Source organism: Domibacillus indicus, from assembly GCF_000970685.1.
Classification (GTDB): domain Bacteria; phylum Bacillota; class Bacilli; order Bacillales; family Domibacillaceae; genus Domibacillus; species Domibacillus indicus.
On the sequence record NZ_LAJB01000007.1, the window covers coordinates 461,081 to 485,312 of the forward strand.

At 43.0% G+C, this 24,232-nt stretch carries 27 protein-coding genes, 1 tRNA gene and 1 riboswitch; of the genes, 12 read left to right on the top strand and 16 right to left on the bottom strand.

Translation table 11 applies throughout. The features are described 5' to 3' along the window. Positions 1-67: 67 nt before the first annotated feature. The 3 genes from VP98_RS10445 to VP98_RS10455 form a co-directional block, all read right to left on the bottom strand. Positions 68-1,264, bottom strand: coding sequence for a winged helix-turn-helix domain-containing protein (locus tag VP98_RS10445; protein WP_046175305.1), 1,197 nt, complete (start codon positions 1,262-1,264; stop codon positions 68-70). Between the two features lie 227 nt (positions 1,265-1,491). Next, complete coding sequence (locus VP98_RS19375; RefSeq protein ID WP_331428627.1) at positions 1,492-1,785, bottom strand: DinB family protein; 294 nt, start codon at positions 1,783-1,785, stop codon at positions 1,492-1,494. A 370-nt stretch (positions 1,786-2,155) separates the two neighbouring features. Next, positions 2,156-3,763: an ABC1 kinase family protein gene (locus VP98_RS10455; RefSeq protein ID WP_082087910.1), complete on the bottom strand. Its 1,608-nt coding sequence runs from the start codon at positions 3,761-3,763 to the stop codon at positions 2,156-2,158. A gap of 182 nt (positions 3,764-3,945) precedes the next feature. Here VP98_RS10455 and VP98_RS18895 point away from each other — a divergent pair, with 182 nt between their 5' ends. Continuing rightward, complete coding sequence (locus VP98_RS18895; protein ID WP_156151363.1) at positions 3,946-4,119, top strand: hypothetical protein; 174 nt, start codon at positions 3,946-3,948, stop codon at positions 4,117-4,119. A gap of 22 nt (positions 4,120-4,141) precedes the next feature. On the opposite strand, the gene VP98_RS10460 is transcribed toward VP98_RS18895, so the two are convergent. Further along, positions 4,142-4,435 (bottom strand): HNH endonuclease, encoded by a 294-nt coding sequence (locus VP98_RS10460; RefSeq protein WP_046175307.1) that lies wholly within the window; start codon positions 4,433-4,435, stop codon positions 4,142-4,144. Positions 4,436-4,488: 53 nt separating this feature from the next. Further along, positions 4,489-4,587, top strand: a riboswitch (TPP riboswitch). A gap of 31 nt (positions 4,588-4,618) precedes the next feature. Here VP98_RS10460 and thiT point away from each other — a divergent pair. Continuing rightward, positions 4,619-5,155, top strand: coding sequence for an energy-coupled thiamine transporter ThiT (thiT, locus tag VP98_RS10465; RefSeq protein ID WP_046175308.1), 537 nt, complete (start codon positions 4,619-4,621; stop codon positions 5,153-5,155). A 243-nt stretch (positions 5,156-5,398) separates the two neighbouring features. On the opposite strand, the gene VP98_RS10470 is transcribed toward thiT, so the two are convergent. Beyond that, a complete protein-coding gene (locus VP98_RS10470) occupies positions 5,399-5,908 on the bottom strand; it encodes a cupin domain-containing protein (protein ID WP_046175309.1) in 510 nt (169 codons plus the stop codon). A 57-nt stretch (positions 5,909-5,965) separates the two neighbouring features. Beyond that, positions 5,966-6,355, bottom strand: coding sequence for a sporulation protein (locus VP98_RS10475; RefSeq protein WP_046175310.1), 390 nt, complete (start codon positions 6,353-6,355; stop codon positions 5,966-5,968). A 238-nt stretch (positions 6,356-6,593) separates the two neighbouring features. Between VP98_RS10475 and VP98_RS18900 the strand changes: the two genes are divergently transcribed. After that, a complete protein-coding gene (locus VP98_RS18900; protein WP_156151365.1) occupies positions 6,594-6,737 on the top strand; it encodes a hypothetical protein in 144 nt (47 codons plus the stop codon). A gap of 704 nt (positions 6,738-7,441) precedes the next feature. After that, positions 7,442-8,002: a spore protease YyaC gene (gene yyaC, locus VP98_RS10485; RefSeq protein ID WP_046175312.1), complete on the top strand. Its 561-nt coding sequence runs from the start codon at positions 7,442-7,444 to the stop codon at positions 8,000-8,002. A gap of 31 nt (positions 8,003-8,033) precedes the next feature. Here the strand turns inward: yyaC and VP98_RS10490 are convergent, their stop codons facing one another. Continuing rightward, positions 8,034-8,387 (bottom strand): hypothetical protein, encoded by a 354-nt coding sequence (locus VP98_RS10490; protein ID WP_046175313.1) that lies wholly within the window; start codon positions 8,385-8,387, stop codon positions 8,034-8,036. Between the two features lie 326 nt (positions 8,388-8,713). Further along, positions 8,714-9,133, bottom strand: a complete 420-nt coding sequence (locus VP98_RS10495; RefSeq protein WP_046175314.1) for a MarR family winged helix-turn-helix transcriptional regulator — start codon at positions 9,131-9,133, stop codon at positions 8,714-8,716. 153 nt (positions 9,134-9,286) lie between these two features. Between VP98_RS10495 and VP98_RS10500 the strand changes: the two genes are divergently transcribed. From VP98_RS10500 to VP98_RS10525, 7 genes are all read left to right on the top strand, one after another. After that, complete coding sequence (locus VP98_RS10500; protein WP_046175315.1) at positions 9,287-9,757, top strand: DUF2798 domain-containing protein; 471 nt, start codon at positions 9,287-9,289, stop codon at positions 9,755-9,757. 83 nt (positions 9,758-9,840) lie between these two features. Then, positions 9,841-10,626 carry an SDR family oxidoreductase gene (locus tag VP98_RS10505; RefSeq protein ID WP_046175316.1) on the top strand — a complete coding sequence of 262 codons (786 nt, stop codon included), beginning with the start codon at positions 9,841-9,843 and terminating at the stop codon, positions 10,624-10,626. Between the two features lie 127 nt (positions 10,627-10,753). Next, on the top strand, positions 10,754-11,587 hold the full coding sequence (gene speD / locus VP98_RS10510; RefSeq protein WP_046175317.1) for an adenosylmethionine decarboxylase: 834 nt from the start codon (positions 10,754-10,756) through the stop codon (positions 11,585-11,587). 217 nt (positions 11,588-11,804) lie between these two features. Beyond that, complete coding sequence (locus tag VP98_RS10515; protein ID WP_046175318.1) at positions 11,805-12,128, top strand: DUF3243 domain-containing protein; 324 nt, start codon at positions 11,805-11,807, stop codon at positions 12,126-12,128. Positions 12,129-12,343: 215 nt separating this feature from the next. Continuing rightward, positions 12,344-12,772: a YugN family protein gene (locus tag VP98_RS10520; RefSeq protein ID WP_046175319.1), complete on the top strand. Its 429-nt coding sequence runs from the start codon at positions 12,344-12,346 to the stop codon at positions 12,770-12,772. A gap of 180 nt (positions 12,773-12,952) precedes the next feature. Beyond that, a tRNA-OTHER gene (locus VP98_RS18905) sits at positions 12,953-13,039 on the top strand. A 53-nt stretch (positions 13,040-13,092) separates the two neighbouring features. After that, positions 13,093-13,512 (top strand): hypothetical protein, encoded by a 420-nt coding sequence (locus VP98_RS10525; protein ID WP_046175320.1) that lies wholly within the window; start codon positions 13,093-13,095, stop codon positions 13,510-13,512. A 31-nt stretch (positions 13,513-13,543) separates the two neighbouring features. Here the strand turns inward: VP98_RS10525 and VP98_RS10530 are convergent, their stop codons facing one another. The 7 genes from VP98_RS10530 to VP98_RS10555 all read right to left on the bottom strand — a co-directional run bounded on the left by VP98_RS10530 (position 13,544) and on the right by VP98_RS10555 (position 22,038). Beyond that, entirely contained in the window at positions 13,544-14,656 is a 1,113-nt protein-coding gene (locus tag VP98_RS10530) for a glycosyl hydrolase family 18 protein (RefSeq protein ID WP_052712208.1), read from the bottom strand. A gap of 56 nt (positions 14,657-14,712) precedes the next feature. Continuing rightward, positions 14,713-18,060, bottom strand: a complete 3,348-nt coding sequence (locus VP98_RS10535) for a glycosyltransferase (protein ID WP_052712209.1) — start codon at positions 18,058-18,060, stop codon at positions 14,713-14,715. A gap of 327 nt (positions 18,061-18,387) precedes the next feature. Further along, entirely contained in the window at positions 18,388-18,576 is a 189-nt protein-coding gene (locus tag VP98_RS10540) for a hypothetical protein (protein ID WP_046175321.1), read from the bottom strand. A 62-nt stretch (positions 18,577-18,638) separates the two neighbouring features. Beyond that, positions 18,639-19,655, bottom strand: a complete 1,017-nt coding sequence (locus VP98_RS10545) for an acyltransferase family protein (protein WP_231584155.1) — start codon at positions 19,653-19,655, stop codon at positions 18,639-18,641. After that, the gene (locus VP98_RS19250; RefSeq protein WP_231584156.1) at positions 19,639-19,809 is read right to left on the bottom strand and encodes a hypothetical protein; all 171 of its coding nucleotides are present in this window, start codon (positions 19,807-19,809) and stop codon (positions 19,639-19,641) included. Before VP98_RS19250 ends, VP98_RS10545 begins: the two co-directional genes overlap by 17 nt. Positions 19,810-19,939: 130 nt before the next feature. Then, entirely contained in the window at positions 19,940-20,593 is a 654-nt protein-coding gene (locus VP98_RS10550; protein ID WP_046175323.1) for a DUF4352 domain-containing protein, read from the bottom strand. A 62-nt stretch (positions 20,594-20,655) separates the two neighbouring features. Further along, positions 20,656-22,038, bottom strand: a complete 1,383-nt coding sequence (locus VP98_RS10555; protein WP_046175324.1) for an alkaline phosphatase — start codon at positions 22,036-22,038, stop codon at positions 20,656-20,658. A gap of 382 nt (positions 22,039-22,420) precedes the next feature. Here VP98_RS10555 and VP98_RS10560 point away from each other — a divergent pair, with 382 nt between their 5' ends. After that, on the top strand, positions 22,421-23,557 hold the full coding sequence (locus VP98_RS10560; protein WP_046175325.1) for a mandelate racemase/muconate lactonizing enzyme family protein: 1,137 nt from the start codon (positions 22,421-22,423) through the stop codon (positions 23,555-23,557). A 57-nt stretch (positions 23,558-23,614) separates the two neighbouring features. Here the strand turns inward: VP98_RS10560 and VP98_RS10565 are convergent, their stop codons facing one another. Continuing rightward, positions 23,615-24,160, bottom strand: coding sequence for a general stress protein (locus VP98_RS10565; RefSeq protein ID WP_046175326.1), 546 nt, complete (start codon positions 24,158-24,160; stop codon positions 23,615-23,617). Positions 24,161-24,232: the final 72 nt, after the last annotated feature.

The window sequence follows — 24,232 nt, forward strand, 5'->3', positions numbered from 1 at the left end:
AGCAAGGCTCTTATCAGTTATTTCATGAGTAAACAACTTTATTATCTCTATACAAATACAGAAAATATCAGTTCATAGACTCTGCCGAAATTCTCTCACACCCGTTGAATATTGCAAACTTTTGGAAACAACTGTTCAAAGCTGTTCGCAATTGTGTTGTTTGCTTCACACCGTTTTCGAACCAGATGTTTTTAACAACGAGTGTTCCAGTTTTTCTCTCTGCGATAATCTCTGCTCGTCCAATAAAGCTCTCTCCATATAATAGAGGCAGCACATAATAGCCGAATTTTCGTTTGATTGCAGGTGTGTAAATCTCCCAGGTGTAATCAAAGTCAAACAATTCGCTGATAAGTTTTCTGTCCCATATGAAATTATCTAGCGGGGCAATAAGTTCGCAACGCAATTTTGTTGGCTCCTGATTTTGCAGAACGGCTTCAATAAGCGGTAAATCCTCCACGAGGCAGTACAGCATGTCCTTCATTTGCTCCACGGCAATAGCAATAATGCGAGCTTCGTGTAATAGCTGGCGGAAAACCTCTTTCCGCTGTGCTGCTTTCAGCCCCCATATATTCAACCATGCATCTGACGCACGATTCCATAAGAGACCAACCGAGCCGATACGACGTAGTACCCGCCACTTATGATGCTCAAGCTCATCTTCAAGCGGCTCTGATGCATTCAGCAGATTTGACTGTATGTACTTTTTGGCTATATCGTAATATTTACGCGTTCCTTTTTTATGATGGATAATCAACTCACCCGTCGAATACATCTGTTCCAGCACTGATCGAGATGAATTGCTTCCGCTGCTCCAGTGGATGGCCGATTGCCAGGAGAAATCTCCATCTAATTTTAAATCATCTGAACATATTGGACCGTGAATTTGGATATGAGCCCGTACTTGCGCTGTCAACGCTTCCATTTCGGGATAGCGTACGGCATGTTGTCGGGCGGCCTGTCTGTATCGCTCAAAATACGGCCAGTCCTCCACAGGGATAATGGCCAGGTTCTTGTCAGGATAATCGACAAGGCTTCTATCCTCATACAGCAAATCGGCGAGCATTCCCTTAGTAAATCCTTTGATTCGTGACTGTAACACCAATTCGGCGTTTTTTCCGCAAACATCAATGGGATCGTATTGAATACAGCCAACCTGCCGAGCAAAGTCCAATACGCCCTGCTTCCCGCTAAATTTATATTCGTTCAAAAGTCCGTGTTTCAATAACAGAAATTGGCGTGTCTGGCGGTTTGTTAATTGGATCATGCGCGCACCTGCCTCTAGTTTAGTTTTCTTTTTATATTATAGTGAGGGATGGAGGAGAAAAGAAAAGCGAATGCGTGAAGGAAAATTTGTTCACGTCCTCGCTGGGGTGTTTCTCGGACTTTTTATTGGCTGGCACGAGGCCAGTGCAACCCCGTACTCAAACCAACCAATCAGCCGCATAAAAAACTCTAACTTTAAGTAATATTACCCATGAGGGCATCTCTTCTTTATTGCATTTCTTTAGTTGGGGCCATCACAGATGGTACTGGTAAGCCTGCTTGACGTACTAGCACCATCATTTGGCCGCGGTGATGTGTTTGATGGTCAATTAAGAAATGTAATAATGCACCTTTTGTTGCAATACTCGCAATGCCTCTTTCTGTTAGCAAGTCTACATCTGATAGCTTGGCTGCCTCTTCCTTGACCGCCTCTGCTGCTTTTTCGTAAGCTGTTATAATTTCTCTTGCTCTCGCTGGAACTGATTCATCTCGACTAATCATTGGCACAGTTAAACCTGCTATATGACTAAAATAACCTGTTGTTTCTACTAAATTCCAGCCTAACCAACCAAGTGTACTATGCCCTTACAAAATACCTTGTCCTAATTTGTCATCAGTTACGGCTTGTACTACTTGCAATGTCCCTTCCACAGCCAATGCCCATTCCTTTAAAAAAATCATCCACTTGTCGATACATCCATACTCCTTCTCTATCATTCATTTCTATTTTATTAGCAACATATAAAAGAAAACACAAACGTGCATTCCTGTTAAGAAGTATGTATAAAAAACATCTGTAACCGCTAAATCCGAAAGAATGAGCAGATTATTGAACATTCCTTTTCGTACAAAAAAGCCGCCGGCCCCCGCACAAAGGACAGGCAGCTTTTAGCTATCTGGTTTTACTGAGCCATTTTTTCTGCTTCCAGCTCACATAAATATAAGAAACGGCACCCAGTCCGGACAGGCAGTAAAAAGCGTTTAGAATAATGAAGTTCTCTATGTACGTTCCGCCTAAAATACCGGCCAGTCCGGCGATGCCTGCCGTAACCGCATGCTTTTTTTGATTTTCAAAAGAAGTGAACACCATTTCGTCCCGCTGCAGGCGTTCCTTTAATTCCATGTACTGCCCCGGTGCTTGAAATACCTCTTGGATCAAGTGAAAAAACCGAAAAGCCGGCTGGCTATTGATCCATTTCCATATAAACTTCCACTTATTTAAATTGCTTTCAAGCAGCCATTCCTTAAAAGCCGGTCCCATAATATCAATGCTTTCTCTCTCCGGGCAGAGTGTATGCAGCATGCCTTCTACTGTGACAAACGAGCGGCCGAGAAAAACGAACCTCACCGGCACTTGAACCGGCAGCGATCTCACCATCTGGTTTACTTCTTTTTCAACTGCAAATAAATCCATATTTTTTAAGTCATTAATTTGAAAAGCCAGCGCTTCAGCCAGCGGCTTTTCAATCACTTTTGTATCTGTGCCGGGAATTAAAAAGCCCAAATCCCCCAGCACTTCTGCTGCTTTTTTATGATCTTTTAAGAGCAGTGTTTCCACCAGGCGCTGAAAATTCGCCGCATCTGTTTTAGAAATGCTGCCTGTCATGCCAAAATCGAGCAGGATAAGAGTGCCGTCTGACTGAATCAGCACATTTCCCGCGTGAGGATCAGCATGAAACATGCCTGCCTCCAGCCATTGCGGAATAAACAGGCGAAACAGGCGCCGGGCCGTTTCCATGCGGTCGATCCCATGCTTGTCCAAAAATGAGGTGTCCGTTACTCTGGCGGCTTCTATCCACTCCATAACCATCACTTTGGAAGTAGTCAGCTCCCCGTACACTTTTGGAATACGCAGCCAGGCAAGCGGACGGAACCTCTGTTGAAAATGAAAAGAGGTATTCATTTCATTATGGAAATCAAGCTCTCTTTCCACAACCTGCTTTAGCTCCTGATAAAGCATGGAAAAATTAATAAAGCCTTTTGGCACAGGCGCAAAATAGCGCGCAAACCAGATGATGACAGCCAGTGACTGAAAATCGGTTCTTACAATCGACTGGATTGCCGGCCGCTGTACTTTTACAGCTACGTCTGTTCCGTCGGGCAATTTCCCCCGGTATACTTCGCCGATCGAAGCAGAAGCAACCGCTTTCGGCTCAATCGATTGAAGAACGTCACTAATTGGCCTGTCCCACTCTTCTTCAAGAACCCCTTTAATTTTTTTCCATGAAGAAGGCGGCACCTGATCGGCTAAATCCTGAATCTGGCTGATAAACCCGCCCGGCAGCAAATCCGCGCGTATGCTTAAAAACTGTCCGATTTTAATGAGCGGGCCTTCGAGCTCAAACAGCATTTCGCGAAACTGCTTCCCAATTCTTTCCCCTAGTTCTTCTTTTTGTTCCGCTGACTTTCTCATAAGCTTGTACCCATACACCCGCAAAACAACCGACAGGGCAAAGGATAGTATTCTCCACATACGGTACAGCTTCCGCTCCGTTTTCATCTTCATTCCTCCATCGCTTTATGTGCCTCATTGTTACATGACAGGATTGTGTTTATTCCTATATTATCCTTTTGAGATGTAAAAAGCACCAGTTTTCAAAACACCGTCAGATAAACTGCCAGGTTCCTTGCGGCTTCTTATTGGTATGAACAAAATATAAAGCAAGAAAGGAGCTGGACTGAATGCTGTCTTTTGTTTTAAATAATCTGCTGGCGGTTTTATGGATTATCCTTTTTGTAAAAACTAAAAAAGAAAACGGACTGCAGGCCGCCCATTTTCTTTTTCTTTTTATCGCCATTGGCATTTTAGTTTATTCCTGCCTGGACACGTTTCCTCCCCTTTATTCACCTTCTTAACCTGGAAGTGCCTTCACTGTAGCTACCGGCGGCGCTTTCGTTCATTTGATTTCCGGACCCTGAGCTGTGTTTCAGCCGGCTGCTTGCGGATCCATTTAATGTATTTGCTTATTTTTTCATCCTGGCGCAGCCGTTCCAGAGTATCGAGACGCACCGCCAGTTCGTTATTTGTGTAAATTGCATGTATTTGTTTATGGCATGTGCGGCACAGATTGGCTGTCGGTCCGTAAGAGCCGCCTTCCTCGCGGGGAATTAAATGATGGACGGTTGTCTCAACAGGCGACCGGCCGCACAATTCGCATACTGATGATTTCATCGCGCTCACCCTTTTTCTACATTGTAACAGGTTCTGTTATTTGCTAAAATGGACGAGACCACATGGGGAGTCTTCGGGCTGAGAACAGATACGATCTGGACCCATGGAACCTGTCGGATCATGCCGGCGCAGGGATGTGGACTTTTTTCCTCTTTCTTCGCGTGCGGTAGAAAGGAGGAAAAAATGAATCGTAAAGTACCACTTCAGGCTTTGATTGAAGCAGCAGTTATGGCAGCTCTGGCATTTATTTTAGATTTGCTTCCCTCTATTAATGTTGGACCGTGGATGTCCATATCGATTGCGATGCTGCCTGTTTTTCTTGTTGCCCTTCGCTGGGGCTGGAAAACCGGCATGGCGTCCGGCTTTATTTGGGGCTTATTGCAGATTGTATTGGGAGATGCCTACGTTCTAACGCCGCTTCAAGCATTTATTGAATATTTTATTGCATTTTCATTTGCAGGCTTAGCGGGGCTTTTCGCCAGACATTCTTTATCGGTACGTTTCATACTGCTCGCTGTATTGATCGGCTCTCTTGCCCGTTATTTCTGGCATTTTATTGCCGGCTGGGTATACTTTGGCGAATATGCGCCGGAAGAGATGCCTGCCGCGCTTTACTCACTGATTGTAAATGGCGGCACAGCGCTTTTAACGTTCGGACTATGTGCCATTGTTCTTATTCTGCTCTGGAAAACAGCTCCCCGGCTGTTCAAAACAACATAACTTCTTTTAAAGACCGGCTCAATGCCGGTCTTGTTTATTTTTCTTCAAACTGCTTAATTTTAACCCAGGATGGCGCGTTTTACTGAGGAGCGGCGCGTTTTTCTAAAAACGCGGCGCAATTCCTTGTTAAAATGGCGCGTTTCATCCAGAATCACGCCACCCCGGCTGCTTATCGCGCCGTTTTACCTGGAAAACGCGCCAGTTCCGTAAATAAATAAAATTAAGCATTAAAAAAGCAGCTGCTTAGTTTGCAGCTGCTTTCCACTTTTCAAGAAGAGGGCCCTCTGTTCCAAAAACCGGGTCGGTTTCCGGCACTGGAACGTTTGCGATCTCACTGAGCGACTGGGCTCGTACAGCGGGGGCCCGTTCTTTTAAGTTCGGGCTTTTCCCATCCGGATATGCTCCGATTACGGAAAAATCAGGACTCTGATCAAGCCGCTTATGGCCTGTTCCAGCCGGCAGCACCAAAACATCGCCAGCTTTTAATTCAAGGCGTTCGCCCTGTTCACCGCCGACCAGAGCAACGGCCGTTCCCGACTGTACACCGAGTACTTCATGAGTATTGGTATGGTAATGATGATAGTCATAAACACCGCCTGACCAGCTGTTCGTCCAGCCATGCTGGTTAAAGGACGGCTCAATATCCTGAGGATTTTCGGCAAAAATACCTTCGTAGAAAATAACCGGGAGCTTCTCGTTATTTGGAATCTCTCCGTCGTCTTTTAAACGAAATGCTTTTACATTTCCTTGCATTGATTATCCGCTCCTTTCGTAAATTGTTTACCCGGAAGCGGAAATAATAATCATGCTTTATGAGAAAGCCGGCTGTTTTACGTTAATAGGATCCTGCTCGATACATTTTTTGCCGTCGCCGAAACAAAGCTTTGTTTCAAAATAATACCGGCTGCCCTCCATTTTTGCCGGCAGCTGAAATGAAAATGGAATTCGTTTGGAGGTATTAGGCGGAATATATTCCGACATAAAAATCATAATAGCCTCTGCATCCGGCGCCTGTACGGCAGCATTTTTCGTTACAAGGTCACATTCAAGACGGCTTAATTTCTGCTCAAACACGCCGCTTTTTATAAGAAAAGAACCGGTTACTTTTTCACCGGGCGTAAATTCATTTTTATCCAGCAATAAATCGATATGTGGTGAGCCAATCCGGTCTTTAACCTGATTGATTAACTTGTTCAACATACCTTCATATTCCCTCCATTGCTTAAAATCACACTTGGCATAATCGCCTGATAAACACGTACTATACGCCCGATTTTCCCTTTTGTAAAGGGGAACAGGAAAAATTATATTGTTAAAAATATGAAAACGCTACCGATTATGAACAAACTGTAAAAAAAAGCGTCGATCCCCATCATTCGTTCTGTATGAAAGCAGCCTTTTCCTGCAAGCTACTAATAAAGAAAGGAAGGTGTTCACGGTGGAAAAACCACAAAATACAGGACAGCGGATTCAAGAAACAGCAGATGAATTAATGAAGAAAGGAGTTCCTCCAAGAGCGGCTGCTTTCGCTGCTTCAATGGGTTTCCTGCGTGAACTTCAAAAAACATCTAACCGTAAATAAGCGGGCTCATGCTCTCGAAAAAACACTTCATACATCTGCGGGCAGCCGTTTTTTGTTTTTAAGAAAACATCCCCGTCCGCGTTAACGGACAAAATAATTTATAAAATCGGCTGCCCGCTTTTTACAGATGGAAGTTCTTCCTGCCAATAGAGACGCAGCTCTTTAAGCATTTTTCCGGAATGTTCTTACTTCTGCATACACTGCACATTTTGAGCAGACACTTCTCTTTCGGTTTTGCTGGTTTATCTGAAAAAGCGGTTGACCTTTTGTTTTGCATAAAGCACATTTAGATTTCGCCAGCCGATCTACCACATGATATTTAATGGACTGTAAGTATGTAAGATTGCTCGTTTTCATAAAACCATCCTCCTTTTTTTAATAATTTCGGTAGAGTGAGAGATTTCCCTGTAAAAATCGTTCATCAAATCGCGACAAAAACTGCGGGTGCCGGGGCATTGCTTTTTATAGGCAATTGGCCTCTTTTTATAATTTAGCGCTTTAACCGCTTTTTTGCCGGGTAAAACATTGAATAACTATTTTTCTTCTACACATAATAAACAGACATAAAAATCCTCATAAAACAATCTGAAAGGGCAATATCTCTGAAATTTTTATTTTGTTTAATTTAACAAGTGACATTCTTCATAAAGAACATTATACTTATGTTATGTTCTTTATAATGAACAATAGGAGGCTTAACAAGAATGAGGCAATTTGTAGACGACACGTTTTTCATTCATCATTTAAAAAATGAATTAAAATCTGTTTTATCCGGGCGCCAGGAAATTGTTTTTGTCTGCATCGGCACAGACCGGTCATCAGGTGACAGCTACGGTCCCTTCGTCGGTTCAAAATTGAAACAAACGTTTTTCCTTCGCAAATATACGCATGTGACCGTTTACGGCTGTCTTGATTATCCTGTTCATGCTAAAAACCTGGCTGAAACGGTCCAAAAGATTAAAGAGAATCATATAAATCCGCTTGTGATCGCTGTTGATGCCTGTCTTGGTTCTGCTCAAAATGTTGGCACCGTTGTTCTTAACCAGGGCGCAATGAAGCCCGGGGCTGGTGTTCAAAAAGAGCTTCCTCCTATCGGCGATTATCACATTTCCGGCATTGTAAACATCGGCGGTTTCCTGCCGCTTCAAGTACTGCAAGGGACCCGGCTTTCCCTCGTGTACAAAATGGCAAACAAAACCGCTGATTTTATTACGAGGGCACTGGTTGAATTAGAATACGAAAAAAGAAAAAGCACAGCCGTTTAAAAAAGGTGCGCCAGATATGCGCACCTTTTTGTTATCTAAAACGCTGAATTTCCTCGGGATCATCTGTTTTTCTGTCTTCCAGGATTCCCATTTCCTGAATATGCTGTTTGGCTGCTTTATCGCCCAAAAGGTAAATAAGAGCGTACAGTACTTTTTGCGAACCATCATAATGGTCGTTTCCCGGGTCGTGATGGTACTCTAAATAAGGTATGTGGGCACGGACAAATGTTTCTAAATCTGCATCGTACTTATCGTCCAAAACCGCCTGCAGCATTTCTATTTCCTTTTCATCCGCATGAATAACAAAGCTTGGACTGTCAATTGGTTCGCTTAAAATGCTTTCACTGTTTAAATCCACATAATATGTTTTCTTTCCCTGCTCCATCCGGATCATCTCCTTTTTGTTTATTCTGTACCCGCTGCCGGCCTATTGAAACGCGCAGACAGTTTTGGATTCTGTCTTTTTTATGCCATTGCATGCTTGTTCGTTAAATACATCACTGCTTCCTCAAGCTGCTTTTCGATGGCGAGGGGGGGTATAAATAATCCATTTGGTAAAAAACAACGGTTTCTTTAAATAGCAGGGTGCACAGATGAAAAAAGTAAAGGAAGTTTATGTTTTCTTTGTCAAGAAACAGCAGTGGCTTGACTGCTCCGGACGAAGCGAACGCCTTTCTGACAAATTAACCTGCGAATAAAGCCGGGCTTTTCTTATTCTCCCCATTTTTTTTGAAGAAGTTGTTTCAAAAGCTCTACGTTTTCCTGCCCGATTTCCTTTGCGGCATCTTCCTCTGCTTTTTTCTTAATCCTGGTCATTTCCTCGCAAAACGCTTTTCCTTTATCGGTGAGCATAAGCACCTTGTCCCGTTCGTTTTTTTGAATCGATTTATCGTCAATATACTGTTTTTGAATAAGCCCTTTTGCACATTTATGGACTGCCTGGCGTGAAATATTCATTTTTCTTGCTGCTCCGGCAATGGTTTCCGGTTCTCGCTCCAGCAGGGCGAGGAGATGAGATTCAGCCTGTGATATATCCTCCTGGCCCGTTTCCTGCCACAGTGTACGCACTTTCTGCCGCATCCTTATATGTTTGTCACTTAATAAGTCTGTTAAATTTTTATCATCATGCATATGTGATCTCCCCCTTTTTTCTTTGCCATTCGTTTCATATCCTTTTACAATAGAAAGAATTTTCTTTTCCGTCAACTATGTTGACGAAAAATAGAACTCTCGTTATAATAAACCGTCAACATAGTTGACAATAAATCAAAAGGGAGTTTTAAAATGGGAAACACCAAAAAAGAAAAACTGATTTTTACTACGTTGATGTGTGCAGGTATGGTTATTTGCATGAGCATGTACAATATCTGGCTGCTTGAAGGCTTCTCTTCAACGTTTTTTAAGCATTTTATCGCAGGATTAATCCCCGGTTTTCTTGTTGCTCTTTTACTTGACCTGTTCGTTGCCGGGCCAGTTGCACGCTTCCTGCTTCACAAATTTACAGGTGAACAGACAAAGCCGGTAAAGAAAATGTTAACGATGATCTTTTCCATGGTTGCGATGATGGTTCTGTTGATGTCATTATATGGCGTTCTTGTTAATGCCGGCGCTACAGCCGCTTTTACGCAGCTTTATGTGAATACCGTATGGAAAAACGCTGTTTTCGCTTTTCCCCTTCAGCTTATTATTATTGGGCCTCTTGTAAGAAGCATATGCTCCAGGCTTTTTGCACAAAGCAGCAGGACAGCCGCCTGACCAAATCCTTCCCTCCTCACGTTTTGTTCGCTGCCAGCAGGGAACGCTAAAGATGACACATCATTTTCAGAGGAGGAATATACATGAGTAAAACCATTTTTATCACAGGTGCCGGATCAGGACTGGGCCGTGGGGCAGCACTTGGCCTTGCAAAAGCCGGCCACCGCGTGATTGCCACAACGGAGATTACCTCTCAGAAAACAGATTTGCTTCGGGAAGCCCGGGACCAGGAAATTGAGCTGGAAGTGTTTAAGCTCGATATTACCAATCCGCGCGACGTGGTTCAAATACAAAAATATGATTTCGATATTTTCGTCGCCAATGCAGCCATTAATGAAGGCGGCCCTCTCGGTGAAGTACCGATGGACCGATTTCGTGCGTTGTTTGAAGTAAATGTTTTCGCTACACTTGAAACCGTGCAGATTGCGGCCCGCAAGTTTGTTCAAAAAGGCCGTGGAAAGATCATTTTTATGAGCTCGATGGCCGGTATTTCAGCCACTCCTTATGTTGGACCTTACACCGCGACAAAACATGCGATCGAAGGCATTGCTCAGACCCTTAAAGCGGAGCTGGAAGGGTTTGGTGTCCAGGTCGCTACCATTAACCCGGGCGCTTATAAAACCGGGTTCAATGACCGGAGCGCCGAGGAAAAATGGAAATGGTTTAATGAAGACACCCATTTTACCCGTAAGGAAGATATGAAAAAGCAGGAAGAAGCGCTGGAAAACCAATTTGACCCGGCTGATATGATTGCGAAAATGGTTGAAATTATTCCCGCCGGCCACCATAAATTCCGCACGGTTCATCCGAAGGAAACAGAAGAGCAGCTGAAGAAAACAGAAAAGGAACGCTGGGATATGGAAATTTAACTGAACGCAGAGCGGAGACTTTCTTCCGCTCTTTTTTGGCGATACTCTCTAAAAAGAAAGGTTGTTTTTTACTTCCCAGGACGGGTAACATAAACATAACGATGATTGACGTAAAGGAGTGCATACAATGGTTATCAAACAAAGCAAAGGCATTCAGCTGCACGATTTTAACAACCTGACAAAATCGCTCAGCTTTAATATGTATGATATTTGCTGGACAAAAACAAAAGAAGAGCGAAAAGCATATATTGAATATATTGATGAGCAATACAACGCTGACCGGCTGACAGAAATTTTACGGAACGTTACGGATATTATTGGGGCACACGTTTTGAACGTCGCCAAGCAGGATTACATCCCACAGGGTGCGAGTGTGACGATGCTGATTTCCGAAGGGCCGGTTGACCCTGAAGCCAGGGAAGAATCACAGGAGGAATCGCCCGGCCCGCTTCCAGATACCGTTGTAATGGCGCTTGATAAGAGTCATATTACCGTTCATACGTATCCCGAATATCATCCGAACGAAGGCATCAGCACGTTTAGAGCAGATATTGATGTATCAACCTGCGGCGAAATTTCGCCTTTAAAAGCTCTAAACTACCTGATTCACTCTTTTGATACAGATATTATGACCATGGATTACCGCGTCCGTGGCTTCACAAGGGATATTAACGGAAACAAGCTTTTTATCGACCATGACATTAACTCTATCCAAAACTACATACCTGAGGATGTTAAGGAACTGTACCATATGATCGACGTTAATATTTACCAGGAAAATATCTTCCACACAAAATGCAAGCTTCGTGAATTTGATTTAGATAATTACTTGTTCGGCCATACCAAAAAAGATTTGGACAAAGATGAAATCGATAATATAACTAAAAAGCTTCATCATGAAATGGATGAGATTTTTTATGGGAAGAATATTGTTCACGATACTAATGCGGAATCGGAATAACTCCCTCCCTCCTTTCACCAGGAGGGTTTTGTTTTATCCGCTATTTGAGGAATCCACTTTTTAATGAACAAACAGATTGTTTTGAAATTTTTTCCCGCTTTCAATCCTTTCCCTGCCGAGAACAAATCTTTCTCCAGCACATTCAGCGGTGTTTAAATGTTTATTTTTGCCGCAATTCGGGCAACGAAGTAAAGACTACCGAAAGGAGAGATGTTCCATGGCAAACTCTAATGAAAAAATTCCTGAAACGCAGGGTCAAGTAGAAGAAAAAGTACAGTCAATGGGCGAAGAGAAAAAAGAAGATATTCTAGCAAGCTTTGAAACTTTTAAAAGCTACCTGGGTGAAAAAGTCGAAAAAGGCGAACGGCTCGGCATGAATGAAGAACAGCTGGCCAAAACCGCTCAAAAAGTAGCTGATTATCTGGCCGCTCATGAAGAACCGCGCAACCGCGAGGAAAAGCTTCTCCAGGAGCTATGGAAAGTCGGCGACGAAAAGCAGCAGCACCAGCTCGCCCATCTGCTGGTCAGACTTGTCCAGTAAAAAAACAGGAACTCTATGAAATGCTTAAAACAGCTCAATAATCCTGACAGGTACTGCACTTAACGAAGAACAAACAGATTACACAAACGAATACACCATTAGCAGGCAAAAAGGAGCTGAAACCAGCTCCTTTTTGTTTTGAAATTATTTAGGTATTTTCCTCCTGTTTAACGTTAAAGCTGTTTAGTAACCATTTTAAACAGGAGTGACTGATTATGCTGAAGCTGCAAACTGAACTGGAAGGCAAACACGCTTACTTTGGCCATGTACGTGAGAAATTTAGCGATCTTGGATACGACTTGGGCGGGAACTGGGAATACGACCGGGGAAGCTTTGATGCGATTCTTTCATGTAACGGAGGCGAAACCATCTATATCAGGGTTCCTTTTACAGTCCTGAAAGGCGCACTCGATAACTATGATGCCTGGATCAAATTTGAAACCCCATTTGTGATTAAGCATGTAGTGAATATTGGACTGGAAAAAGATGAACACTCTCTGCTGACCGCTTCCGGGTTTAATCAATTTCAGGACCCGGTTGAACTGGATGGGAAATTAAAACAGAAAAGCAAGTGGGAAGAAGCTGGAGAAAAAGCCGTTAAGCGCATTATCGGTTATGTAAATGACGGTCTGAGTGCCAGCTGATCTTCTTGTACTTTGTAACATGGCGGAAACGGGCCCAGCGCTGACCTGCAGAAAGCAAAGCCGCAGGCCCGCCGCTATCTTAAATTCTGTGTATTGCCACAAACTGGCCAATACATAAATCCGGCTGCCACCTAAAGGTTATTGTATATTATTTTGAAAATCGATCCATACTAACAGCATGGACTTGTAGCTCAACGGACAGAGCGGCCAATAGCTCCTTTAGATGATCTATTGTGTATCTTGTGGGTTCAACTCCCACCAAGTCCATAAAATATATAAACGAAACAGCGCTGACCAAAGAAAAATCAGGAGTGGCATATATGCTTTTTTTAAAAAGATTTTTTGTTTTATTACTCATCATCAATTCGCTAATTATATCGGCAGATCAAAACTATTTGAATGCTTTTGCTGACTCGCCCTCCTCCAATTCCCTTTCTTTTCCCGCAGGCGAAGAAGTAAAAGGTGCCTATTTACATATGAATACGCCTGAAAACCAGCTGATCATTCAAGTTAAGCCTATTGAGCAGCGAGTAGTTTTCAAAGAAGATGAAATTGATCATTCCATCCAGCTTCCAAACGGAACGAAAGCTGTATACAGCTTTGGAAATCGGATCAATCGCTTATCGTTTGAAAAAGACGGATGGCAGTATATATTAAACGCAAATAAGCGTGCCTCTGAAGTTATGGAGCTTGATATGCTCGCTGCCATTGCCAGCACTCTTATAAAAAACGGGCAATAAAAAAAGCCCCGCTTTTTGGCGGAGGCTTGCGTTAATTTTCTTCCTTATTTAAAGCTTCTTTATAAAAATCCCATGTCTGGGCTTCTTCCAGACCGAGGCTCCAGTTCCCGGCTCCCTTTAAATTATATTTTTCGATGAGTGCCAGCTTTGCTTTTATAGACTGCTCATTTTCAAACCAGAGAGTGTAACGGCCCGGAGTTAAGGCAGTCCACTCCACGGTGATTGGTTCTTCATCAGCCGGAATAGAGAAAACCGCCCTGGCAGATTGCTGCTCCTCATCATAAGTGATTTCGCCATTATAGCTTTCCACTATCTCATTCACCATATTAAGCGGAACGTGAATGCCGCGAATAGAGCCGTCTTCATTCCATAACCTTCCATAAAATGGAATGCCCAGCACTAATTTCTCAGGAGAAACCTCCTGGGATAGAGCATATTCAATTGATTTTTCAACAAAGGAAAGACTGGCGACCGGGCCGGACTTTTCGTGATCCTGGAAGTGCTCATCATATGTCATCAACATTAAATAATCCGTATATTTAGCCAGCTCGGCATAATCATACGCTCCATGCCATCCGCTCGTCCAGCCTTCAGGATTTGCAGGGACAGCCACTGTAACGATTTTTTCTTCAGGCAATTTGCTTCTCAGCAGCTTAACCAGTTCCGTATAGCTGCTTCGATCTTTCTCGGTGACATACTCGATATCCATATTCACTCCATCCAGCTCATACTCTTCTACTTCGGAGGCAATTTCGTCTGTCAGCTCTTCCCTGTTCTCCAGAGCAGCTCTGGCTTTTTCTGTATCCCATCCGTCTGATAAAAAAGGAACGACTTTTATATTCCGTGCGTGCATTTCGTCTACAAATTCCTCGCTGACAATATCCTGGTTTAAAGAGCCCTCTTCGTCTAAACTAAAGTAAAAGGGCGATACCTCATGCAGGGTTCCCGTGGCCTGATCAACTTTTTCAATGTAGTCTACATAGCTTCCATCCGGTTTTCCATTGTAGAGATAAGCCATTACGTACTTTCCATCAGGGCTGTCATCTTTTTGTGTTTCTTCATCCCTCAAAAACTGACTGCTCATAATCCATATCACTCCTGAAACAGCAAGGATTACAGTCAGCCATTTCATGGGTTTATTCATGAAATGGCCTCCTCAATATCAGCCATGTCCTGGCTAAACGGTGCTTCCATTTTTCCTTAAGCTCCTCTTCTCTTTGCACTTTCCGCAACACTCTCGAGCGGAAGGCGCACATTTCCTGATCGGTCAAATTTGTTCCAGCCTACCATTACCCCTTTTAAAACAAAGGTAAAGGATTTCCAGATCGTAAACGTTAAAAACTGGCGATAAACAAAGCGCTGCAGGAACAGCCATATTAAAGGCCTTGCGCTGACTTTTTCCAATTTAAAAGAATAGTAAGCAACCAGCATGTCCAGCAGCAGAAAAGCAGAATAAAAAGCTAAAATTTTAGGGGCATCTCCGAAAAGACCAATAATAAACACGATATCTGCTAATGGCGCCAGCGCCTGCAGTCCATATTGCGACCACATATTGGGCAGGCCAATAAAGCCGAGTGTTTTTTGTTTTGAGTTAAACAGGGCGCCTCTGTGCTTCCATAAACACTGCAAAATACCGTAAGACCAGCGGAACCGCTGCTTAATAAATGTTTTCATATCCTCCGGCGCTTCTGTGTATGCGTAGGCATTCGGCTCATACTTAACACGGTAGCCGTTTCTTAAAACCTGTATTGTAATATCTGTATCTTCCGCAAGTGTGTCCTCTGCAAAGAAACCGGCTTCTTCGACAGCGCTTTTCCGCCATGCGCCGATGGCTCCCGGAACGACTGTGATCGCATTTAATTCATCAAACGCCCGCTTTTCCAGATTAAAGCCGGTAACATATTCTACGTGCTGCCAGGTTGTCAGAAGGTTCCGTACATTTCCGATTTTAACATTCCCCGAAACAGCCGCAACCTGTTCATCGGCAAAATAACTGGCGAGCAATGAAATCGAATTAGAGGCAATGGATGTATCAGCATCAAGAATAATAATAACTTCGCCTTTTGCATCCTTGAATCCTCTATTAATGGCGGAAGACTTTCCTCCATTCGCTTTTACAATTAGCCGGACTCTTTCATCGCTGCTGAAAGCCGTTCTTACTACTTCTGCTGTTCGGTCGGAGGAGCCATCGTCCACCACCATAATCTCAAAATTTTCATAATCGCTTTTTAAAATGGAATGAACTGTTCCTTCAATGACCTTTTCTTCATTATATGCCGGGATAATCACCGTTACAGCGGGCTGGTAATCGGGATCAATTTTTCGTTTTTGATAGTTCTTTCGATGCCGGCTGCTGAAGAAAAGCAAAAATAAAAGTCTTACAATACCGAAAATGATCGCTCCTGTAAAAAAGACCACACTGAATTTTGCCAGGAAGCTATACATGCTGCTGGCGATTTTATAAAAAACCATGTATATGCTGGCATCATTTTGAACAGGAGGCATAATTTCCGACTGACTTTTCCCCATCAAGCTGCTTACTGTTACAAATGTATAGCCTTCTTTTCTCAGTTCGTCAATAATTTTTGGCAAAGCTTCTACTGTAATAGAACGGTCTCCGCCTGCATCGTGAAGCAATAATATATTGCCTCTATCCACGTTTGATACGGCAGTTTCTACAATCTGTCCGGCTGAATTTGCTCCCCAGTCCCGCGTGTCAATTAATGAACCAACCATATGGTAGCCCATATTTTGAGCAGTTAAAATCGGTCCCAGCTCATTAGGAGCATAATCCGCATCCGTTGTATAAGGAGGGCGGAAGAGACTAGTAGAATGACCTGTTGTTTGCTGAATCAGCCATTGCGTGGCATTCAGTTCTGCTTCAATCATCCACGGGCTGTCTTCCTCGATATTCGTATGGCTGAAGGTGTGGCTTCCGATATCATGCCCTTCTCTTTTAATGCGCGCAGCAATATCTGGATAAAGGGCGGTCTGCTTTCCAAGTACAAAGAAAGTCGCCGGCACTCCTTTTTCACTTAAAATATCAAGAATTTTTGGTGTGTAGAGCGGATCAGGCCCATCGTCAAAGGTAATCGCAATTTTTTTGTCTGTTGAATCGGCGTGTCTTTCAACAAAACGGTGAACCGGAAACTCCATATAGGTTTGTTTATCAATAAACCCATTCCCATCCAAATGAATGGTTCTTGAACCTTTGCCGGTATTTTCTGAAAATGTGATTACTTCACCAGAACCAGTATCAGATAGCGACACAAGGTTCTCGATGGTTTTCAGCTCATCTGCCTGCTGTGTAATAGTTCCTTCATTTTTTAAAAGGCTCCATATCCCCTTTTCCTCGAAGCCGAGTGAACGAATGGCTACACCTCTGGCTCCCTGATCAAGCCCCATTTTAATTTGATTGTACGAAGTGACTCCATCGAGAAACCAGACAATATGATTTTCATTGTTTTCTTTATAGCGCAAATATGGATTGCGGCTGTTTTCATCCCATTGGACTGTTAAGTTAGATTCCGAAGCCATTTTCATGATTTCTTCGTATGACAGCATTTTTGCAGGTTCATTGCTGTTTTCTATCCAGTCATAACCAATGTTGGCTATGCCAAGAATTAATTTATCAGCAGGGATTGGAAGGTCTTTTAACATTTTCTGTGTCCAGCCGGCAGAAGCAACCGGTCCTGCCTCACTGCTTTCATAATGTTCATCATAGGCTGTTACAATAATTCGGTCTGCAAAAGCAGATAATTGTTCAAAATCATACGGTCCTCCTTCAGGAGTAGCCGTTATTATAATCTGCAGGCCGCTCTCTTTGAAGGGTATGGATAACTCTTTTACAAACTCGTTGACAGCATTTTTGTCTTCCTCGGGTATTCCGCTAAAATCCAAATTAATTCCTTGATACTGGTCCTTTTGCACCTGGTCATGAACATTTTTCACAAGCTCTCCCCTGAGTTCCGTTGACTGTAGAGCTTTCTGCATCATTTGAATATCTTCAGGCTCTTCGAGTTCAAAAGCCGGTATTATTTTTATGTTTTCCTTTCTCGCAACGGCATCAACTTTCTTTTCCGCTTCCTTCTTGATCGTCCCTTCAGAGTTTATGTAATACCAATTGGGAATTATCACATCGAGTGAATCAATATTTTGCTTTAGAGAGCCCTGGCTGCTCGTATTATCTCGAAGATAAAACCCATATGTTTCACTGGCTTCGTTTTTAGGAATAGAGGCTGCTCTGTATTGATGCTCTGCTACAAAAGGCGGTGAACTTTCAGCTTCATTATTCAGCGGCTCCTGGACTGCTTTCAGTTCTCTGTCAAAATTAACAGGGGTTACATTAGGGTCATCAAATAAGCTGGACGTAATAACGGCAGTAACAGTACTAAGAAATAAAACGGTTAAAACTAAGACCAAAACCGATACTGGCCAGCGCCGGCCAGTATCATCGTGAAAAATAAATTTCTCTTTTGCATAGTTGCTGTACGGCTTTTCTTGCCCCCTTTTTTTGAGAGTCAAAAAACTAACCATTTTCTTAACCAAGAAAAACACTCCTTTTGCCGATAATTAAACCTCGCTTTGTTCTCCATAAAGAACACAGGTATATAATATCACGAAATGTTCGTTATATGAAAACAATTTATTCTTGATAAAGAACGACGTAATTCTTAAAAAATCGGCAAAATAGGACTATAATAAATAAATTTCGATTGTTTCTTAACAATAAAACGCTTTCTTTTTAACGAACAAATTTCTTTTTCATGAATTAATGTCGAATAAGAAAGAAAACTTTTTAAAGAACAAGCTTTTTAAACAGCAAAAAACCTGAAAAAGCTTTCAGGTTTCGGCTGTTAATAAATGGATTTTCAATTAGTTTGTTTCTTGCTGCACGACCGCTTTCGCAGACACTGTGCCTTTTAAAAAGCAGGTAATGAGCTGCCAGGCAAACGCATCGCTTAGCTCCCGCGCCTGCCGCTGTTCATTGCCCGGTCCTGGCGCTGCTTTTTTGAGATCTCTAGATAGAAACTCTCCAAAAACAAAAAGAATGACTTCTGGCAAGTTTATTTTCCAACACTGAAAAACCCTGAGAGCTTTTCTCTCAGGGTTCGTTATTCAGGCGCTTATGAAAGATGAACGCCTGCTTCTTTTTCTTCCAGTTTCTTTTGAACAATGGTTTTTTTCTTAAACACTCTCTTTTTCAAAGCGGCAATAAGCGGTTCTTCTACGAAAGAATGAACTGCGCACCCGGCCGCTGTCATCAATGCCATGACCAGTACGGTAGTTATCAGGCCGCCGGCTGCGTTATAAATGGATAATCTGCTGTACAGATCAATCGAAACGTCTAAAATTAAATTATGAGACAAATAAATAGAGAAGGCAGCGTTTCCTAAATAATGAAAAAACGCCGGGATTCTTACTTCCTTCTGCAGATCGATAGAGGCCAGCCCCAGAATAATGAATACAGAGGCCAGTCCGGTGCCAAGATCAAAATCCAGGTTTACAAAGTGATAAAGGTAATTGATCCATGTAAACGGAAAGCCCAGCAGGCCGATCATAACGAAAGCAGCAGACCACTTTATATTCCATTTAAAGTGAGTGACTGCATACGCACACAGGATCCCCGCCAGAAAAATAATATTATACAAGTTAAAGAAAAAGCGGATTAAATAATGGTCAATTCCGATGTATCCCTGGTAAAAAGCGACCGAAAGCAAAGCCCAGGCCGCCAGAATAGGAACCGAAATATTTCTTTTGACAAGGAAAAAAAGTGAAAAGACAATATAAAAAAAGACAGTATGAACGAGTGACCAGGCGACAAGAAGGAGCGGCTCGGCTTCACTGCTGTTTGGCAGCAGTAAAAAAGAGGTGAGAACCGCTTCAATATTTATGTCTACCTCCCAAAACTGGCCGGGGAATGAAAAAAGAATAAGTAAAAATACACATGTCAGAATCCAGTAAAGCGGATAAATACGGATAAAGCGATTCAGCAGAAAGCTTTTTGCCTGCCCGGGCTTATCGAAGCTCTCCCGGTAAATGTAATACATCATAAAACCCGATAAAGCAAAAAAGTAGTTGACGCCGCCCGATATCGGAAGGTACGTAAAAATCGAAATATCGTAATCAAAGTATGCTTTCATACTTTCCGCTGCATGAAAAAGCATTACCATTAAAGGCACTAGCGCCCGTGAGAATTGGATTAACACCAATTTTTTCCTGACAGCCATTTTCATCTTCCTTTCGTTTTTGCCATTCATCTTTTTGCTTTTTTACTATATCACCTTCATCGTTCATTATAAAGAACAAATTGTTCTTTATTCAACTATTTTATCGGGCAGGCTGCCGCTCGCCGCCCTGTTCCAATATCTTGCTTATGTATGCTAAAAGCCGGAAGCAGTTGCTTCCGGCCAGTCATTTTTCAATATCAAAATTCCACCCGCACACTTTTCCCCTGCTCAATAATGGATTTTTCTCCATTCACTGCATCACTCGTTAACAGCTCAATCCATTGAATTTCACTGCCTTTTTCCACAATAAAACCCATACTGCCGGACTTCACCTCACCCGGCCCAAGCTGCCCTGCCAGCTCTTCCAAATAAAAATCATCTTCCCATGTTTTCAGTTCATCATTGCTTGTTTTCAGCCGGGCAGCCGGATTAAACTGCACTGGTTCGCCGTCTGTATTTTCAATGAGTACATTTAGTTTTATAAAATCGAATTCTTCTTCGTGAGTATACATATGAAAAAAATCAATCATGCTGTAGTCGGGTTTAAAATGCATTATCTTCACTTCATTCACTGTTATCTGTACAGGACCGATCTGTTCCTGTTTATCGGCTGCTTGTAAGCGCAAAAGAGTCAGTTCACCTTTGCCGTCCGAAACGTTCTGGCCTTCTTTTATGAGAGCCCGGTCATCCGTAACCTGCGGATTGGGTACATACGTATCTGCTTCTTTTATTTCAATGGCTGTTTTCGCTTCTGCAGCAGGAAGCTCTGTGTTAGTTGGTACGCCTTGCTGCTGGCTGTTGCTGCAGCCAGCGGCAAGGAGAACTGCAAATATCCAGCTTAATCTTTTCATAGAATAGCTCCTGCCTTTCCAGAAAAACGCCTGCTGCCTGATTGGCAGCAGGTATTTTTTCTTTATTTTTTCTTGCTTCCTAGAAGTTCAAAGATAATTTCTGCATTTTGTGTATTCTCTATTTGGCCTGCAAATCGTTCCTTGTACGGTCCATACGCATAAACTGGTACGTCTTCGCCGGTATGTCCGCCTGTAGTCCAGCCTGTATGAGAACGCTTATTAAAAATTCCTTCAATCGCATTATCAATATCGGCCTGCTTGCCGGCTGCTGCCGCTTCTTCAACCGATTGAATTTCCTCCTCTGTCAGCTTCAGCTTCGCCTGATCAATGTATGTTATCAGTACGTCTTTTACATTGCCGCCTTTTACAATCTCAGCCGCCATAAAGTCTGGAGTACGTTTTGCCGCTTGAATTGGCTCTCCAAACCAGTTATAAATTCCATCTGCTCCGATTGAATAACCGCCTGTAGAATGGTCGGCTGTTACAACGACCAGGGTATGTTTATCTTTTTTGGCGAACTCAATTGCTGCTTCAACCGATTTCTCAAAGTCTTCCATTTCGCTCATTGCACCGACAATATCATTATCATGTCCGGCCCAGTCGACCTGGCTGCCTTCTACCATTAAGAAGAAGCCGTCCTTGTCTTTTTGCAGGCGATCAATGGCTGAAGAGGTCATCTCTTCAAGTGAGGGAATTTCTTCTGTCCGGTCAATCATTTTCGGCAGGCCGCCTTCAGCAAACAATCCAAGAACTTTTCGGCTGTCGTTATTGAGCATTTCTTCCTTGCTTGTTACATAGCTGTAGCCCGATTCTTGAAATTCAGCTGTTAAATCGCGGTCCGCCCGGACAAAATTCGATTCACCACCGCCAAGCAGTACATCGATTTTATGGTTTCCATTAACAAGCTCATCGTAGTAGTCATCGGCAATTGCATTCATATTTTTCCGATTTTCATCATGCGCCCCGAATGAAGCCGGTGTTGCATGTGTAATTTCAGATGTGGCCACAAGTCCCGTTGCTTTGCCGTTTTCTTTCGCTGCTTCTAGTACTGTTTTCACTTCCGTTTTATCGTTATCTACACCAATCGCCGCGTTATATGTTTTAACGCCAGCGGACATTGCTGTTGCCGCAGAAGCAGAATCCGTAATATTTTGTTCCGGGTCTTCCGGATATGTCATCTGCTGGCCAACCAAATATGGATCAAATATTGTCTGCTCAACAGCCGGCGTAGCAGGATTATCCTTTAAATATCGGTAAGCAGATGTATAGGATGTCCCCATCCCGTCCCCGATCATAAAAATGACATTTTTTACTTTTGCGTTATTCTGGTTTTTATTTTTTGCCGCTTCTGCATCTTGATTGGAAAAGCCGCCAGCTGCTCCCATAATAGCGAGCGCCGACACTGTGCAAATCGACAGGTATTTTTTTCCCCATTGCTTTTTCATTTTGTAAAACCTCCAAAGGTGTATGTTAGATTCGTACTTTACTATAAAGATGTAATATGAAGAGAATATTAAGTGAATGTAAAAATAAAAAAGCGTTAAAAAGACTTGGAATTCCCTGTTTTAAAAGTATTAGTTCTCTTTAAACCCACCGGCCTATTCATATGAAATAAAGGAGGAAATTCTAGATTAATAGGCTCTTAAAAGTGGTTATAACCGGAAATAAATTAGCGAGTAGGAAAAAAGGCATTTTTTTATGCAGACTTTAAATTTGCAGACTTTAAACAAGAGGAATAAATTCAAAGATAATGCACAAAATACAAACATTCCATTAAAGCAATCCGATCTAATTGTATTTTTTAAAATGTCAGAAGGCGGGTAAACGATGCAAATTGAAAAGGTTGACACTTTTCCATTACTTTATAAGGTCGGTACACCTTATGGCGATGCAAACGGATACAAAAAATACCGTTCTTGCTTTTTAATACACATTGTAACGAAATCCGGAATAGATGGCTGGGGAGAATGCATTGACTGGCTGCCGGCCTTGCAAGCGGGGTTTAATCAACGAATTATCCCTTACCTGATCGGAAAGCCGGCATCGAGCCGCCTTCAGTTAGTGGATGTAATCAAAAAATGGCATAAGCGCGCGGCGGCAGCTGTCAGTATGGCTTTAACAGAAATTATGGCCAAGCAGGCCCATCTTCCGGTCTGTGAACTATGGGGAGGAAAATGGCGGGATCAAATTCCTGTTTATGCCTCCTTTCAGTCCTATACTGACAGCAAAGACTGGATCAAGCACTCTATCCAGCGGGTGGAACAAACGATTTCAGAAGGATTTAACAGCATAAAGGTAAAAATCGGGGGCCGGGTATTTCAGGAGGATCTTTCTCATATTCGATTGCTGCAAAACATGACCGAAGAAAAAATAGCCCTTATTCTTGATGCCAACCAGAGTTACGATGCAGCGGCGGCTCGTTTATGGCAGCGGCATTTTTTAAACTGGCCGAATATTTTATGGCTGGAAGAACCTATGTCCATCGGCAACCTGCCTGAATATCATCTGCTGCGCGCAAGCCTCCCTGTACCCCTTGCCGGCGGAGAAAACCTGAAGGGTGCCAGAGAGTTTCTGCCGCTGCTCTGCCAGAACACGTTTGACATTATTCAGCCGGACCTTCTGCATGGAGAAGGAGTGGACGATTTTCGCAGCACGCTGCAGCTTGCCCGCCACTTTGGAATCAGGGTATCTCCTCACAGCTATGACGGCGCTCTTTCCCGATTGTATACACTTTTTGCCCAGGCAAGCCTGGCGGGCTGGAGCAAAATGGACGGTGAAAGCATTGAACCGGTCGAGTGGGATGTGATGGAAAACCCTTTTTCCGAGCTCATATCCCTGAAGCCAGTTAACGGCTATGTATCAATTCCTTCTGGAACAGGCACTGGCATCGAGATAAACACAGACATAATCAAAGCTTATTTATGGGACGGATCGGCTTACTGGCAGCAGCCAGCAGGAAAATAAAAATACAGAAAGTGTATCCTTCTTTTCTCAGGATACACTTTCTGGATTTGTCTCTGCTTATTTGCTGTTTCGATATGCTGCTCTTGTAGTTGGACTATACGCCTGGAAGATTCGGTCAATTTCTGCTTCGTGATTTTCTTTTGCGTCAACGAGCACAACAACATTTCCTTCCTTCAAATACCGCTCATACTCTTTCGCTTTTTCCTCTGGAATACCGGCACCAGCCAGCGCACCGATAATTCCCCCGCCTCCAAGACCGACCCCTGCCCCGGTTAAGCCGGCGACAATCGGACCGGCGGCGACAATCGGACCAATTCCCGGAATGGCAATCAAGCCTGCGCCAAGGATCGCTCCCAGTGACCCGCCGAGAAGGCCGCCTGAAAGTGCGCCAATGCCCGCTCCTCTTTCAGCGTGTTCAAGCCGCTCGCTACTGTCGGTAATAATATCCGCATTTGTCTCATGCTCAATATCATGAACATCCTTTCTGCTTTTCGCAAAAACAGAAATATCATCAATGCTGTAGCCTTTCAGCTTCAATTCCTCAATTACTTTAATAACTGCGTCATGTTCTTGAAAAACGCCGCCCATAATTCTCATTGCCATTGTTTTGTTCTCCTTTCTTTTTTGTTTCTATTTCTTAATACCCGGCACTCAAAAAACTAACCGGATAAAACA